Annotated in this window: 14 protein-coding genes and 1 tRNA gene; 8 read left to right on the forward strand and 7 right to left on the reverse strand. The window is 67.8% G+C overall.

Annotation, left to right across the window (positions count from 1 at the left end; genetic code table 11):
* Positions 1-1,074, reverse strand: coding sequence for a glycosyltransferase family 2 protein (locus AC3WS6_RS11750; protein ID WP_492501186.1), 1,074 nt, complete (start codon positions 1,072-1,074; stop codon positions 1-3).
* An 8-nt stretch (positions 1,075-1,082) separates the two neighbouring features.
* Entirely contained in the window at positions 1,083-1,349 is a 267-nt protein-coding gene (locus tag AC3WS6_RS11755; protein WP_492501187.1) for a DUF2795 domain-containing protein, read from the reverse strand.
* A 168-nt stretch (positions 1,350-1,517) separates the two neighbouring features.
* Between AC3WS6_RS11755 and AC3WS6_RS11760 the strand changes: the two genes are divergently transcribed.
* Entirely contained in the window at positions 1,518-1,853 is a 336-nt protein-coding gene (locus AC3WS6_RS11760; protein WP_492501188.1) for a DUF7882 family protein, read from the forward strand.
* On the opposite strand, the gene AC3WS6_RS11765 is transcribed toward AC3WS6_RS11760, so the two are convergent.
* Together AC3WS6_RS11765 and AC3WS6_RS11770 are read right to left on the reverse strand one after the other, a co-directional pair.
* Entirely contained in the window at positions 1,832-2,179 is a 348-nt protein-coding gene (locus AC3WS6_RS11765) for a DUF7882 family protein (RefSeq protein ID WP_492501189.1), read from the reverse strand. The genes AC3WS6_RS11760 and AC3WS6_RS11765 overlap by 22 nt on opposite strands.
* 85 nt (positions 2,180-2,264) lie before the next feature.
* Positions 2,265-2,337: transfer RNA gene (locus tag AC3WS6_RS11770), tRNA-Val, on the reverse strand.
* A gap of 153 nt (positions 2,338-2,490) precedes the next feature.
* Here AC3WS6_RS11770 and aceE point away from each other — a divergent pair.
* From aceE to AC3WS6_RS11800, 6 genes are all read left to right on the forward strand, one after another.
* Positions 2,491-5,217 carry a pyruvate dehydrogenase (acetyl-transferring), homodimeric type gene (gene aceE, locus AC3WS6_RS11775; protein ID WP_492501190.1) on the forward strand — a complete coding sequence of 909 codons (2,727 nt, stop codon included), beginning with the start codon at positions 2,491-2,493 and terminating at the stop codon, positions 5,215-5,217.
* A 31-nt stretch (positions 5,218-5,248) separates the two neighbouring features.
* Positions 5,249-6,454 carry a PucR family transcriptional regulator gene (locus tag AC3WS6_RS11780; protein WP_492501492.1) on the forward strand — a complete coding sequence of 402 codons (1,206 nt, stop codon included), beginning with the start codon at positions 5,249-5,251 and terminating at the stop codon, positions 6,452-6,454.
* 98 nt (positions 6,455-6,552) lie between these two features.
* Positions 6,553-7,473 carry an ACP S-malonyltransferase gene (locus AC3WS6_RS11785; RefSeq protein ID WP_492501191.1) on the forward strand — a complete coding sequence of 307 codons (921 nt, stop codon included), beginning with the start codon at positions 6,553-6,555 and terminating at the stop codon, positions 7,471-7,473.
* Positions 7,470-8,471, forward strand: coding sequence for a beta-ketoacyl-ACP synthase III (locus tag AC3WS6_RS11790; protein WP_492501192.1), 1,002 nt, complete (start codon positions 7,470-7,472; stop codon positions 8,469-8,471). The genes AC3WS6_RS11785 and AC3WS6_RS11790 overlap by 4 nt, the downstream gene beginning before the upstream one ends.
* A 68-nt stretch (positions 8,472-8,539) precedes the next feature.
* The gene (locus AC3WS6_RS11795) at positions 8,540-8,788 is read left to right on the forward strand and encodes an acyl carrier protein (RefSeq protein ID WP_017830435.1); all 249 of its coding nucleotides are present in this window, start codon (positions 8,540-8,542) and stop codon (positions 8,786-8,788) included.
* A gap of 91 nt (positions 8,789-8,879) precedes the next feature.
* Positions 8,880-10,118 (forward strand): beta-ketoacyl-[acyl-carrier-protein] synthase family protein, encoded by a 1,239-nt coding sequence (locus AC3WS6_RS11800; protein WP_492501193.1) that lies wholly within the window; start codon positions 8,880-8,882, stop codon positions 10,116-10,118.
* 65 nt (positions 10,119-10,183) lie between these two features.
* On the opposite strand, the gene yczE is transcribed toward AC3WS6_RS11800, so the two are convergent.
* A complete protein-coding gene (yczE, locus tag AC3WS6_RS11805; RefSeq protein ID WP_492501194.1) occupies positions 10,184-10,840 on the reverse strand; it encodes a membrane protein YczE in 657 nt (218 codons plus the stop codon).
* A 95-nt stretch (positions 10,841-10,935) separates the two neighbouring features.
* Here yczE and yczR point away from each other — a divergent pair, with 95 nt between their 5' ends.
* Complete coding sequence (gene yczR, locus AC3WS6_RS11810) at positions 10,936-12,339, forward strand: MocR-like transcription factor YczR (protein ID WP_492501195.1); 1,404 nt, start codon at positions 10,936-10,938, stop codon at positions 12,337-12,339.
* 134 nt (positions 12,340-12,473) lie between these two features.
* Here yczR and AC3WS6_RS11815 read toward each other — a convergent pair whose 3' ends face one another.
* Together AC3WS6_RS11815 and AC3WS6_RS11820 are read right to left on the reverse strand one after the other, a co-directional pair.
* The gene (locus tag AC3WS6_RS11815; protein WP_492501196.1) at positions 12,474-12,977 is read right to left on the reverse strand and encodes a DUF3145 domain-containing protein; all 504 of its coding nucleotides are present in this window, start codon (positions 12,975-12,977) and stop codon (positions 12,474-12,476) included.
* Positions 12,978-13,163: 186 nt separating this feature from the next.
* A complete protein-coding gene (locus tag AC3WS6_RS11820; protein ID WP_053096395.1) occupies positions 13,164-13,937 on the reverse strand; it encodes a hypothetical protein in 774 nt (257 codons plus the stop codon).
* Between the last annotated feature and the right edge of the window lie 96 nt (positions 13,938-14,033).

The raw sequence follows: 14,033 nt of genomic DNA on the forward strand, positions 1-14,033 counted from the left end.
TCACCTTCCGTCGACAGCGTCTCGCACCGAAGGTATCGGCGACGAATGGCCGGCAGCAGTGGGTTGATTCCGGATGCCGCGCCGGGTAGAGGCGACTCGCCTTCGGATCTGCCGCCTGCTGTGGGCGGCGACGCGCATCCGCTCTCCTCCGTACCGGACACCGCCGCGAAGACGCACCACGATGGCGATCCACGAGCACACCGCTCGCTCGGCGACCCACAGCGGCGCCCAGAGGGCGCTCGACGGCGGGAACACCGAGCGACCGGAGCTCTTGCGTCGTCCGAGTTCGGCGAGCAGCATGGCGGTCAGCGCCATGACTCCCAGCACCCGCGGTCGGCGTCGCAGGAGGCAGACGGCGGGCAGGATCGCGGCCTCGATCGCGAGTCGTCGCGGTTGTGCCCAGCTGTCGTACGCCTGCCTGATGCGTTGCGACAGGAAGTGTCGCGCTGTGGGCGGACGGCGCACGACGTAGAGGTCGGGTCGCGAACAGATCCGGCCGCCCGCCGCGACGATGGTGCGTTCCAGCTCGAGATTCTCGAACAGGGTGTCGGCGGCATATCCCCCGGCCGCGAGCACGGCCGAACGACGCACGGCGTAGGTGCCCGGGTAGTCGGTGGCCAACGCGCGGTTCAGCAGGCTGCGCGCGGTGTCCCAGCGGGCATGCCACGGCAACGGCGAGAAGTGGTTCTGCGGCTTCACCAGGGCGGAGCAGGTCAGGTCGGACGCGACGGCGGCGAGGGTCTGACGGTCGTAGCGCACATCGTCGTCAGCGATCACCACGCGTTCGTGGCGGGCAGCGGCGACACCGGTGAGCACGCCGTGCACCTTGCCGTTCCCGCGCCGGCGGCTCGCCCTCTCACCGCCCCCGCGCTCGCCGCACGGGACATGACGCACGAGATGCGACCAGGCTGCGGCGTGGCCGACGAAGAGCGCGGAGTCCGAGCCGTCGACCACCGTCACGTCAGCCCAGTCACGAAGTCGCTCGAGATAGGACGTGAGTTCCTCCATCGCGCCGTCGCTCGTCCAGCGCAGGGGGAGGACGTATTCGATGTCACGCTGCGGCGCCCGCCCCATGACGTCGACTACCGATCCGAGGGCGCGCCGGGCTCGTCGTCCGGCGGCAGCTCAGCCTGCTCCGCGGAGAGAGCTCGGAGCACCTCGGTGGCGCCGTGATAGTCGACGCGCGGCAGCTCGTGGATCGCGTCGATGAGACGCACTTCGAGGTGGTCCGCCACCGCGATTCGCAGCAGGTCGTCGGTGGTCGCCGGGTAGTCGATGCTGCGCAGGGTGTGCGCGAGTCGTGAATCCTTGGATTCGCCGGATGCGAGGGAAGGTGAGGATCGGTCCATGCGCTCATTCTCTGGACCGGTCACCGCACTTCCCCTCTCTTGACACCCGAGGCATCGTCGCGGTAATGGAGCGACACCTCTGCTGACCATGGCAAGGGCCTTGCGACGTGCCGCCTCGCGCGGTAGTCCTGGGCTTTCACGGGGAGATGAAGAAGGGCGGGTCAGATCGTGGGAAAGTTCGTGTACGACGGCAATCAGAAGGTCGAGATCAACGACCGCGCACTCCACCACCTGCAAGTCGTGATCACGACCAAGCTCCGGCGTGGGGAGCCCTTCCTGTTCACCTGGCGGGAGGACCCCAGCATCGGCGGCGGGCGCAACTCGGTGTGGATGCACCCCGGCTGCAACCTCGTGTTCAAGTACTCCCGGGGCAAGGTGCCCGATCTCAATCGCCACTGGGTCGAGATGCTGGCCTTCACCGCCAACGCGCCGTCAGGGTTGTACCTGGTCCACGAGCCCGAGAACGAGCCGAACTCGCGAGATCAGCCCGTGGCCGTCGCCTGAGGTTCTCCGGGTTCGTCCCCCGTGGGATCGATGATCTCGTCGGTGAGACAGACGCCTCCCGTGCTGCTGAGCGCCTGCGAGAGCTCCTCGATCCACCGACGGTTCAGAGTCGGCGCCTCCGTCTCATCGAACACGAAGCGCAGCGGGATCGAGGGATGCAGCCAGATGGTCGATCGCCCCGGCGCCTCCCCGTCCTTGTGTATCCACGACAGGGTGAAGCTCTCGTTACGGCGCAGCTTCGTCGTGACGACGATCTTGAGATGCGCCAACGCACGGTCCTCGATGAGGATGGGCGGCTGAGTAGCTCCGTAGAAGAGTCTTCCCATATATGAACGATACTCGCGTGCTTTCGGAAGCGGGAGTCCGATCCTCAGCCCATCGAGACGGGCACGACGGAGCAGGAATTCGGAGTGGGCCCTGCCGGGATCGAACCGACGACATCCACGGTGTAAACGTGGCGCTCTACCAGCTGAGCTAAAGGCCCTGGTCCATCCAGTGTATCGCTGTCGCGATGCGCGACCATGTCGTGGAAGGGGGATAGGGTGAGGAAGGCACGCGTTGTGCACAGCCGACAAGGCTGCCCGCGTCGCTTCCCGTTTCAATGGCATGACCTGCCAGCTTGACGAAAGGCTCCCCCGTGACTGTGCACGACCAGGATCCGTACTCCCAGGGCCCCCTCGACAGCGATCCGGATGAGACGGGCGAGTGGCAGCAGTCGCTCGACGAGCTCGTCGACGCCAAGGGCCACGGCCGTGGCCGCGAGATCATGCTCAGCCTGCTCAAGCGCTCGAAGGAGCTGCACCTGGGCGTGCCGATGGTCCCGACCACCGACTACATCAACACGATCGCTGCCGAGAACGAGCCGGAGTTCCCCGGTGACGAAGAGATCGAGCGCCGCTACCGCGCGTGGATCCGCTGGAACGCGGCCATCACGGTGCATCGCGCGCAGCGTCCCGGCATCGGGGTCGGCGGACACATCTCGACCTACGCCTCGTCGGCTGCTCTGTACGAAGTCGGCTTCAACCACTTCTTCAAGGGCGCCGACAACCCCGGCGGCGCCGACCAGATCTTCATCCAGGGCCATGCCTCGCCCGGCACCTACGCCCGCTCCTTCCTCGAGGGCCGCCTGAGCGAAGACCAGCTCGACGGGTTCCGCCAGGAGAAGTCGCACGCCCCGCACGGCATCCCGTCGTACCCGCACCCGCGTCTGATGCCGGAGTACTGGCAGTTCCCGACCGTCTCGATGGGTCTCGGTCCGATCAACGCCATCTACCAGGCGATGTCGAACAAGTACCTCGAGAACCGTGGCATCAAGGACACGTCGCAGTCGCACGTCTGGGCCTTCCTCGGCGACGGCGAGATGGACGAGGTCGAGAGCCGCGGACAGCTGCAGGTCGCAGCCAACGAGGGGCTCGACAACCTCACGTTCATCGTCAACTGCAACCTGCAGCGCCTCGACGGCCCTGTGCGCGGCAACGGCAAGATCGTCCAGGAGCTCGAGTCGTTCTTCCGCGGTGCCGGCTGGAACGTCATCAAGGTCGTCTGGGGTCGTGAGTGGGACGACCTGCTCGCCCGCGACACCGAGGGTGCTCTTCTCAACCTGATGAACGTCACCCCCGACGGCGACTACCAGACCTACAAGGCAGAGTCCGGCGCATACGTCCGCGAGCACTTCTTCGGCCGCGACGAGCGCGCCGCGGCCCTCGTCAAGGACTACTCCGACGACGACATCTGGAACCTGAAGCGCGGTGGCCACGACTACCGCAAGGTCTACGCCGCCTTCAAGGCCGCGACCGAGCACAAGGGCAAGCCCACCGTCATCCTCGCGAAGACCGTCAAGGGCTACGGCCTGGGTCCGCACTTCGAGGGCCGCAACGCGACCCACCAGATGAAGAAGATGACGCTCGACAACCTCAAGACGTTCCGTGACGCGATGCACATCCCGATCACGGATGCGCAGCTCGAGGAGAACCCCTACCTGCCGCCGTACTACAACCCCGGCCCGCAGGACGAGACGATCCAGTACATGCTGGAGCGCCGTCAGGCACTCGGCGGCTTCCTGCCCGAGCGTCGCTCGACGCACGTCGGCCTCTCGCTGCCCGACGACGCGGCCTACGCCCTTCCCAAGAAGGGATCGGGCACGCAGGAGATCGCCACCACCATGGCATTCGTGCGTCTGCTGAAAGACCTGCTGCGCTCGAAGGACTTCGGCCACCGCATCGTCCCGATCATCCCGGATGAGGCGCGCACGTTCGGCATGGACGCGTACTTCCCCTCGGCGAAGATCTACAACCCGAACGGCCAGCACTACACCTCGGTCGACCGCGAGCTCCTCCTGGCCTACAAGGAGAGCCCGCAGGGGCAGATCGTGCACGTCGGCATCAACGAGGCGGGCGCTCTCGCGGCGTTCACCGCGGCCGGCACGTCGTACGCCACGCACGGCGAGCCGCTGATCCCGGTCTACCTCTTCTACTCGATGTTCGGATTCCAGCGCACGGGCGACGCACAGTGGGCTGCCGGCGACCAGATGGCCCGTGGGTTCATCATGGGCGCCACCGCAGGTCGCACCACCCTCACGGGTGAGGGCCTGCAGCACGCTGACGGCCACTCGCACCTGCTCGCCGCCACCAACCCGGCGACGATCTCGTACGACCCGGCCTACGGCTACGAGATCGCGCACATCATGCGCTCCGGCCTCGAGCGCATGTACGGCGGAAACCACGAAGACCCGAACGTCATGTACTACATCACGCTCTACAACGAGCCGATGGTCATGCCCGCCGAGCCTGAGAACGTGGATGTCGACGGCATCGTGCGCGGTATCCACCGCGTCTCCGTCGGTGAAGGCGAGGGCCCGCGTGCCCAGCTCTTCGCGTCCGGTGTCGGACTCCCCTGGGCGCTCGAGGCGCAGGAGCTGCTGAAGAACGACTGGGGCGTGATCGCCGACGTCTGGTCGGTCACTTCCTGGACCGAGCTGCGCCGCGACGGCCTCGCCGCCGACGAGCACAACTTCCTGCACCCCGAAGAAGAGCCGCGCACTGCGTACCTCACGCAGAAGCTGCAGGGCGCCGAAGGACCCGTCGTCGCCGTGAGCGACTACATGCACGCCGTGCAGGACCAGATCCGTCCGTGGGTCCCGCAGCGTTTCGCGACGCTCGGCGCCGATGGCTTCGGCTTCTCCGACACGCGCGCGGCCGCTCGTCGCTTCTTCAAGATCGACGGCCCGTCGATCGTCGTCCGCACGCTGCAGTCGCTCGCCGAAGACGGGGTCGTCGACCGCTCGCTCGCCGCGCAGGCCATCCAGAAGTACAGCCTGCACGACGTGAACGCCGGCACCAGCGGCAACGCGGGCGGCGAAAGCTGAGCCATCGGTGACGGATTCCTCTTCGCGCGGCATGGACAAGTCCGCCACGCTCACCTGGCTTCGCCGGATCTCCGGTGACATCGCCTCGGTGACGATCAAGCGCCTCGAGGACACCCTGCCGTGGTACGCCGACATGCCACCAGCCCGCCGCTCTGCGGTCGGGCTGGTGGCCCAGGCGGGCATCACGTCATTCATCCAGTGGTACGAGGATCCGAACTCCACGCCCTGGATCGCCGCAGACATCTTCGCGGCCGCACCGCGCGAACTGCTCCGCAGCGTCAGCCTGCAGCAGACCCTGCAGCTCATCCGCGTCACGGTCGAGGTCACGGAAGAGCGGGTCGCAGGCCGAGGTGCGGATCTTCGCGAGGCCATCCTGCTGTACTCGCGCGACGTCGCCTTCGCCGCGGCTGACGTCTACGCCCGAGCCGCCGAGGCGCGTGGACTCTGGGATGCGCGACTCGAAGCGCTCGTCGTCGACTCGATCCTCACGGGCGAGGCCGACGAGGAGCTGCCGAGCCGGATCGCAGCGCTCGGCTGGCACGGCCACGGCGAGGTGGCTGTGCTCGTCGGCACGACTCCCCCGCAGTTCGATGTCGATCTGGTGCGCCGCACGGCACGCAAGCTCGCCGTCGACGTCCTCATCGGCGTACAGGGTTCACGACTCGTGCTGGTGATCGGCCGGGCGCGCGTCGCGGGCCAGGAGCCGGTCGAGGGCGAAGAAGATGAACTCGGCTTCGAAGAGATCGCCGCGCGGCTCGAGCCCTCCTTCGGCCCCGGGTACGTCGTGCTGGGTCCGGCGGTGGCGGCGCTCGTCGATGCGAGCCAGAGCGCGCGTGCAGCCCTCGCCGGTTTTGCCGTCGCACGTGCATGGCGCGCGGCCCCGAGGCCTGTGGATGCCGACGATCTGCTCCCCGAGCGCGCGCTGGCAGGCGACCCGCTCGCCAAGCAGACGCTGATCGAGCGGATCTACCGCCCCCTGCAGGCGCATTCGACAGACCTCGTGACGACCCTGTGGAGCTATCTCGACAACGGACGCTCGCTCGAGGCGACGGCCCGCGAGCTGTTCGTGCACCCGAATACGGTGCGTTACCGGCTCAAGCGCGTGAGCGAGGTCATCGGATGGGATGCCACAGGCCCGCGCGAGGCACTCATCCTGCAGACCGCTCTCGTGCTCGGTTCGATCGGAGCCGCCGAGCAGGTCCGGCGACGACCGCCGCTGAGACGCTCACCTCGCTGACCCGCGACTCCGAAGACTGTGCGCCACACACAAGGGATCTTCCGAATCTTGTGATGGATCATCCACCACTTCCGGCCGATCGTTGGCAGACTGGGGATGTGATCGTCGTCGTATGCCCGGGACAGGGCTCGCAAACCCCCGGTTTCCTCTCTCCTTGGCTCGAGTTGGAGGGCGTCTCCGACACCATCGCCGCCTACTCCGACGCCGCCGAGGTCGACCTCCGGCAGCACGGCACGCTGTCGGATGCCGACACGATCCGCGACACGCGCATCGCGCAGCCTCTGATCGTCGCCGCCTCGCTGGTCGCTGCAGCCGCTCTCACCTCTCGTGCCGGACGCCGGGCAGACGGCGTCGCCGGACATTCGGTCGGTGAGATCGCCGCACTCGTGAGCGCCGGAGTGATCGACGCCGAGACCGGCATGCGCCTGGTCGGCATCCGCGGTCGTGCGATGGCGGATGCCGCGGCACAGACGCCGACCGGCATGAGCGCCGTTCTCGGCGGAGACGAAGAGGCCATCCTCACGCGTCTCAGCGAACTGGGCCTGTCCCCCGCGAACTACAACGGCGGTGGCCAGCTCGTCGTGGCGGGCGAGCTCGCGGGGCTCGACGCGCTCGCCACCGAGCCGGTCAAGGGCACCCGCGTCATCCCGCTGCAGGTGGCCGGTGCGTTCCACACCTCGTTCATGGGGTCGGCCGTCGCCGCGCTGCGCGACGCTGTGGCCACCGTGACTCCCCGTGACCCCGACATCACCCTGTGGACCAACCGCGACGCCTCCGTCGTCTCCGACGGCTCGCAGGCGTTGACCTACCTCGTCGATCAGGTCTCCTCGCCCGTGCGCTGGGATCTGTGCATGGCCTCCTTCGCCGCACAGGGCATCACGGGCCTGATCGAGCTCGCTCCGGCCGGCGCACTCACCGGCCTCGCCAAGCGCGGTCTGCGCGGCGTGCCGACGGTCGCAGTGAAGACCCCCGATGATCTCGATGCAGCCGTCGTGCTGCTGAACGGAGAAGCCGCATGAGCCCCACCCTGAACCAGATCACCGGCCCCGCCTACACCCGCATCTACTCGTACGGCGCTGCGCGCGGCGAGAACGCCGTGCCGAACGACGACCTCGTCGGCCCGATCGACTCGAGCGACGAGTGGATCCGCCAGCGCACCGGCATCGTGACCCGCGCCCGCGCCGACAAGGGCACGGATGCGATCGACCTCGCCGCCATCGCTGCGACAGAGGCCATCGAGAAGTCCGGCGTCCCGGCAGACCAGGTCGACCTCGTGATCGTCGCGACGATCAGCAACCCGAAGCAGTCGCCCTCGGTCTCCGCCATCGTCGCCGACCGCGTCGGAGCGAATCCCGCCGCGGCGTACGACGTGAATGCCGCCTGCGCCGGTTATGCGTATGCGATCACCCAGGCCGACGCCCTGATCAAGTCGGGGGCTGCTCGCTACGCTCTCGTGATCGGCACGGAGAAGCTGTCGGATGTCGTCGACCCGACCGACCGCAGCATCTCCTTCCTGCTGGGCGACGGCGCTGGTGCCGCGCTGATCGGTCCGAGCGACACGCCGGGCATCGCCCCCGCTGTCTGGGGCTCCGACGGCTCCAAGGCCGACGCCGTCGGCATGAACGCCACGCTCACCGAGTTCCGTGACGGCGAGGTGCCGTGGCCCACCCTTCGTCAGGAGGGTCAGACGGTCTTCCGCTGGGCCGTCTGGGAGATGGCGAAGGTCGCCCGCGAGGCGCTCGACAAGGCCGGCGTCGAGCCGAGCGACATCGCCGCCTTCATCCCGCACCAGGCGAACATGCGCATCATCGACGAGTTCGCCAAGCAGCTGAAGCTGCCCGAGACGACGGTGATCGCTCGAGACATCGAGACCACCGGCAACACGTCGGCCGCCTCGATCCCGCTGGCGAGCCACCGGCTGATGGCCGAGCACCCCGAGCTCTCGGGCGGTCTCGCGCTGCAGATCGGATTCGGCGCAGGACTCGTGTTCGCCGCTCAGGTCGTCGTCCTTCCCTGACAAACCCCTGATTTTCCCTAGACTGTTCCACGGTTCCGAATACAACCCGTAAGAAAGAGGAAGACCACATGGCTTTCACCAACGATGAGGTCCTCGCTGGCCTCGCAGAGCTGATCACCGACGAGACCGGCATCAACGCCTCCGAGGTCGCCCTCGAGAAGTCGTTCACCGACGACCTCGACATCGACTCGATCTCGATGATGACGATCGTCGTCAACGCGGAGGAGAAGTTCGGCGTCACCATCCCCGACGACGAGGTCAAGAACCTCAAGACCGTCGGCGACGCCGTCTCCTTCATCGTCGCAGGCCAGGAGTAATCCACGAAGGATGCCACCCCCGCATCCGCGGGGCGTGGCATCCTCCGCCTTGCGCGCCCTTCTACTCGACCCGCCTGACAAGGAACCACACATGACCAAGCGCATCGTCGTCACCGGCATCGGCGCCACGTCCGCCATCGGCGGGACAGCTCCCGAGAACTGGACGAACCTGCTCGCAGGACAGTCCGGCACCCGCACTCTCGAGCACGACTGGGTGCAGGAGTACGAACTCCCCGTGACCTTCGCCGCCGAGGCGATCGTCCGCCCCGAAGAGGTCCTGCCCCGTCACGAGGCGAAGCGGCTCGACCCCTCATCGCAGTTCGCGCTCATCGCGGCTCGCGAGGCCTGGGCCGACGCCGGATCCCCCGAGGTCGCGCCGGAGCGACTGGGAGTCGACTTCGCCACCGGTATCGGCGGACTCTGGACCCTCCTCGACGCGTGGGACACTCTGCGCGAGAAGGGCCCCCGCCGGGTGATGCCGCTGACAGTCCCGATGCTCATGCCGAACGCCGCAGCAGGCAACCTGTCGCTGCAGTTCCAGGCCCGCGCCTACGCGCAGACGGTCGTCAGCGCGTGCGCCTCCAGCACCGAATCGATCATCCACGCCTTCCACCACCTGCAGGACGGCCTCGCCGACGTCGTGATCGCCGGTGGCACCGAGTCGGCGATCCACCCGATCACGATGGCGTCGTTCGCCTCGGCGCAGGCACTGTCGCGCCGGAACGACGACCCCGCCACCGCTTCACGTCCCGGCGCCATCGACCGCGACGGCTTCGTCATGGGCGAGGGTGCGGCGGCGTTGATCCTCGAGACCGAGGAGCACGCGAAGGCCCGTGGCGCCAAGATCTACGGCTACGTCCTCGGTGGCGGAGTGACCGCTGACGCGTACCACATCACGGGCAACGACCCCGAGGGCAACGGCGCAGCTCGCGCTGTCACCCAGGCTCTCGAAGAGGCCGGCATCACCGCCGAGCAGGTCGCCCACATCAACGCGCACGCGACGTCGACCCCGGTCGGCGACCCCAACGAGTACGTCGCGCTCAAGAAGGTCTTCGGCGACCGGATCGACGAGATCCCCGTGTCGGCCACCAAGGCTTCGACGGGTCACCTGCTGGGTGGCACCGGAGCCCTCGAGGGCATCTTCTCGCTGCTCGCGCTCCGCGACCGCGTCGCGCCGCCGACGATCAACATGACAGAGCCCGATCCGGCCGTGCCGTTCAAGCTCTCCGGCGAGGCACAGCCTCTCGGCGACGGTCAGCTGTATGCGATCAGCAACTCGTTCGGCTTCGGCGGGCACAACGCCGTCGCCGTCTTCGCCAGCGCCGACTGACGCAGGCAGAAGAGAGAACGGCCCCCGGGTGATCCCGGGGGCCGTTCTCGTAGGACCTGGAGCTTCTATGCGCGGGCGAGCTGCTGCGAACGAGCCGCGCGCACCCGTGTCGTCCAGGGCAGGAACCAGCCGACCAGCGGGCCGACACCGAATGCGAAGAGCACCGTGCCCACGCCGACGGGCCCGCCGAGCACGAACCCGATCAGCAGCACGCTTCCCTCGATGAGGGTGCGCACCACCCACACCGGCCACCCGGTGCGACCGACGAGCCCGGTCATCAGGCCGTCACGCGGGCCGGGACCGAAGTCGGCCGCGATGTAGAGACCGGTGGCGAAGGCGAGCAGCAGCAGACCAGCCACGAACATCGGTGCGCCCACCCAGATCGACGGGGGCGCGGGGAGGACGAACAGCGCGAGATCTGCACTCGGTCCGACCAGCAGCGCGTTCAGCAGCGTGCCGAGACCCACCCGTTGCCGCAGCGGAATCCACAGGATCAGCACCAGCACGGATACGAGCACGGTGACGAATCCGTAGCCGAGGCCGGTCTTCCCCGCGATCCCGAGGGCGAGCACATCCCAGGGCGCGACGCCGATACCGCCGCGCACCATCAGACCGAGCGCCACTCCGTAGAGGAACAGCCCGATGAGGAGCTGCGCGGCGCGCTCGGCGAGGTCCCTGCCACTGCTGGCGTGGATCGGGAGAAAGACGGATCGAAGCTGCATCCTCTCATCGTGGCGCACCGGGCCCGCTGGACCGCGAGACCACTCTCGCAGAAGTGGCCTGCGATCATGACACCACTTTGCGTCATGCTGTACTCATGACCTCACGGCTCGTGCAGCAACTCGGTGCTCACAACGTCGCTGGTGCGACGGCGAAGTCACTGGCGGAGAACATCCGCGCCCTGATCCTCGATGGGCGACTGACCGTCGGCGAGCGACTGCCCAGCGAACGCGCCCTCGCTCTGGAGCTGCGGCGTTCGCGCTCCACGATGACCCGCGTGTACGGTCTTCTCGAAGATCACGGCTACGTGTCACGCCTGCACGGGGGCGGCACCCGTGTCACACTGCCGCACACTGATCACTCGGCCGGCACGGAAGACGACGAATCGGCGATCGATCTGTCGATCGCCTCGATGGACTCGACACCGGGCCTGTACGACGCGACCGTTCGCTCGCTCCCCCGACTCGCATCGCTGCGCGGCACCAGCGGCTATTCGCTGCGCGGTCTCCCCGAACTCCGCGAGGCCGTCGCGCAGCGCTTCATCGACCGCGGCGTCGAGACGGACGCCGACGAGATCATGATCACTTCCGGCGCGCTCAACGCGTTCAACCTGGTGCTCTCGACGATCGGGCGGCGAGGCGAACGCGCGCTCGTCGAACAGCCGACGTTCCCCCACGCACTCGAGGCGCTGCACCGCAACGGGTACCGGCTGCTGCCCACACCGGTCGACGTCACGGGGTGGGATGAGCGTCACCTCACGGACACCCTCCTGCGCAGTCGCCCCCACGTCGCCTACCTGATCCCCGACTTCCACAACCCCACCGGGGCCACCCTCACCGACGCCGAACGGTCGCGCATCGTGGCGACCGCTCGCGGAGCCGGCACACGTCTGATCGTCGACGAGACGACAGCAGAGCTCGACATCGACCGCGGATGGGCGCCGCTGCCGATGGCCGCGTTCGACCCGCAGGTCATCACGGTCGGATCCATGTCCAAGATCGCGTGGGGCGGTCTGCGCGTCGGATGGATCCGAGCAGACCGCGCGCTCATGACCCGCCTGCTGTCCACCCGCCCCTCGTTCGAGCTGGGCACGGCGCTGCTCGAGCAGTGCATCGCGGTCGAACTGCTGCACGAGATGCCCGCTCTCACTGCGCATGTCGCGACGCGGCTGCGCGAGGGCCGCGCCGCCGTCGCCGAAGGACTCGCGGCGATCGGCGGTCCTCCGATGCCGTCGACGCACGGCGGTCTCTCGACTTGGCTCGACCTCGGCGCCCCCGTGTCGACGCAGCTCTCGCTCGCGGCACGCGATCACGGGCTGGTGCTGCCGCCTGGGCCGAGATTCTCCACCGGCGGGGTGCTCGAGCGACGGCTGCGACTGCCGATCACCCTGCCTCCGGAGCGCACCGCCGAGGCGTTGCGGCGGCTCGGCCTCGCGTGGAGCGACGTCGTCGCGGGCGGCTCCTCGCCACGAGAGGAAGCACCCCGCTCGGCGGTGATCTGAACGACGAAGACCCCGCCCCTGAGAGCAGGGACGGGGTCTTCGTCATGTGGAACGGGAATTCGCCTTCTCAGCGTCCGGGATCACTCACCGGCATCCGATACTCGCACCTTCCCGTTCCAGGTCTGTGGGGCCGGCTAGCCGACCTTGTGCAGCCACACCACGCGGGCGTCGTCGCTCGCGTGACGGAATGGCTCCAGCTCCTCGTCCCATGCCGAGCCGAGGGCGATGTCGAGCTCACGCTGCAGTTCGCTCGCGTTCCCCGCCGCGATCTCCATCGCGTAGCGGATGCGGTCCTCGCCGATCACGATGTTGCCCGCGGCATCCGTCTGGGCGTAGTGGATGCCGAGATCAGGCGTGTGCAGCCAGCGACCGCCGTCGCTGCGGGGTGTCGGATCCTCGGTGACCTCGAAGCGCAGGTGCTCCCACCCCCGGATCGACGTCGCGAGCGCAGCGCCGGTGCCGACCGGGCCGTCCCAATAGAACTCGGCACGGCGGGCGCCATCGAGTACAGGCTGGTCGCTCCAGTCGAAGTTCACGGCGCGACCGATAGCGCGTCCGACCGCCCATTCGAGGTGCGGGCAGAGCGCGCGAGGTGCAGAGTGGATGAACACCACTCCGCGTGCGTAAGCCGTCGCCATGATCTCTCCGTTTCATCAGGTGCGTCTTCCCCAACGACCTGAACCACGAGAACTGGCGAGAATATGCGGTTGTGCGCCTATTCTCGCCGAGACCAGGCGAAATCACAAGCATGTGCTTCGACGAAGAAGGCCCCGGTCACGAGGACCGGGGCCTTCGACCGTCACCGGTCCTGAATCACACGAGGATCACGCCTCGCTCATGGCCTGCTTGACCTGCTGGCCCTTGGCTGCGTAGTACGCGGCGCGGGCGGCGTCGCGGCGAGCCTGCTCGGCGTAGCCGGCCTCGAGGACCTCCTGCGGGACCTCGACGTTCGGCACGTCCTGGGTGCCGTGGTACTTCTCGATGTAGGCGTCGAGCTCGGGGCCCGACGTCCACGACGTGATGAGGCAGTAACGCGGCTCGGTGCCCACGTGGGTCGCGGCGTGCCACAGACGCTGCGTGTCGACGATCAGCTGCGCACCGGCGGGCAGAGCGATGCGGTACTCGATGCTCGGGTCCGTGCGGTTCTCGCGCAGCACGAAGAAGCTGTCCTTGTCGTCGCTGAGGTTGAAGAAGCCGCGAACGACCCAGCCGGTGCCGTCGGGGTTCAGACGGTTGTTGTCGTCCTGGTGGAGGTTGTACAGGCACTCACCGTACGGCGTGGGCTGCAGCTCGATGACGCGGCAGCGTCCGACGTTGGCACCGGGCTCCTGCGCGCGGCGCGTGAGGTTCGGAGCCTTCGCGGTCTGCGAGTCGATCCAGACGCCGTCCTTGTCGGTGCGCGGCGGCTTGTGGTTCCAGAAGCCGTTGCACTCGATCTCGCCCTTGGCGCTCGCGAGCGGCGCGAAGCGGGTGTCACCCGACGACTTCCAGTCGTTGTACTCGATGTCGAGCCACTCCTTGGGGTCGAGCTCCTGGTCGTAGCTGTCGAGAACGACGAAGCCCTTGTCTTCGAGCGCCTTTGACTTGATGTATCCCATGATCTGAACCAGATCCTCTCATCGGGGGCCAGCACGTTTCAACAGGCCCTGATAAGGCAAGCCTAACAGGACGGCTCTGGAGCGCCGCCGAGGGCC

It is taken from the genome of Microbacterium sp. EB106-03-03-XG65 (assembly GCF_058791955.1).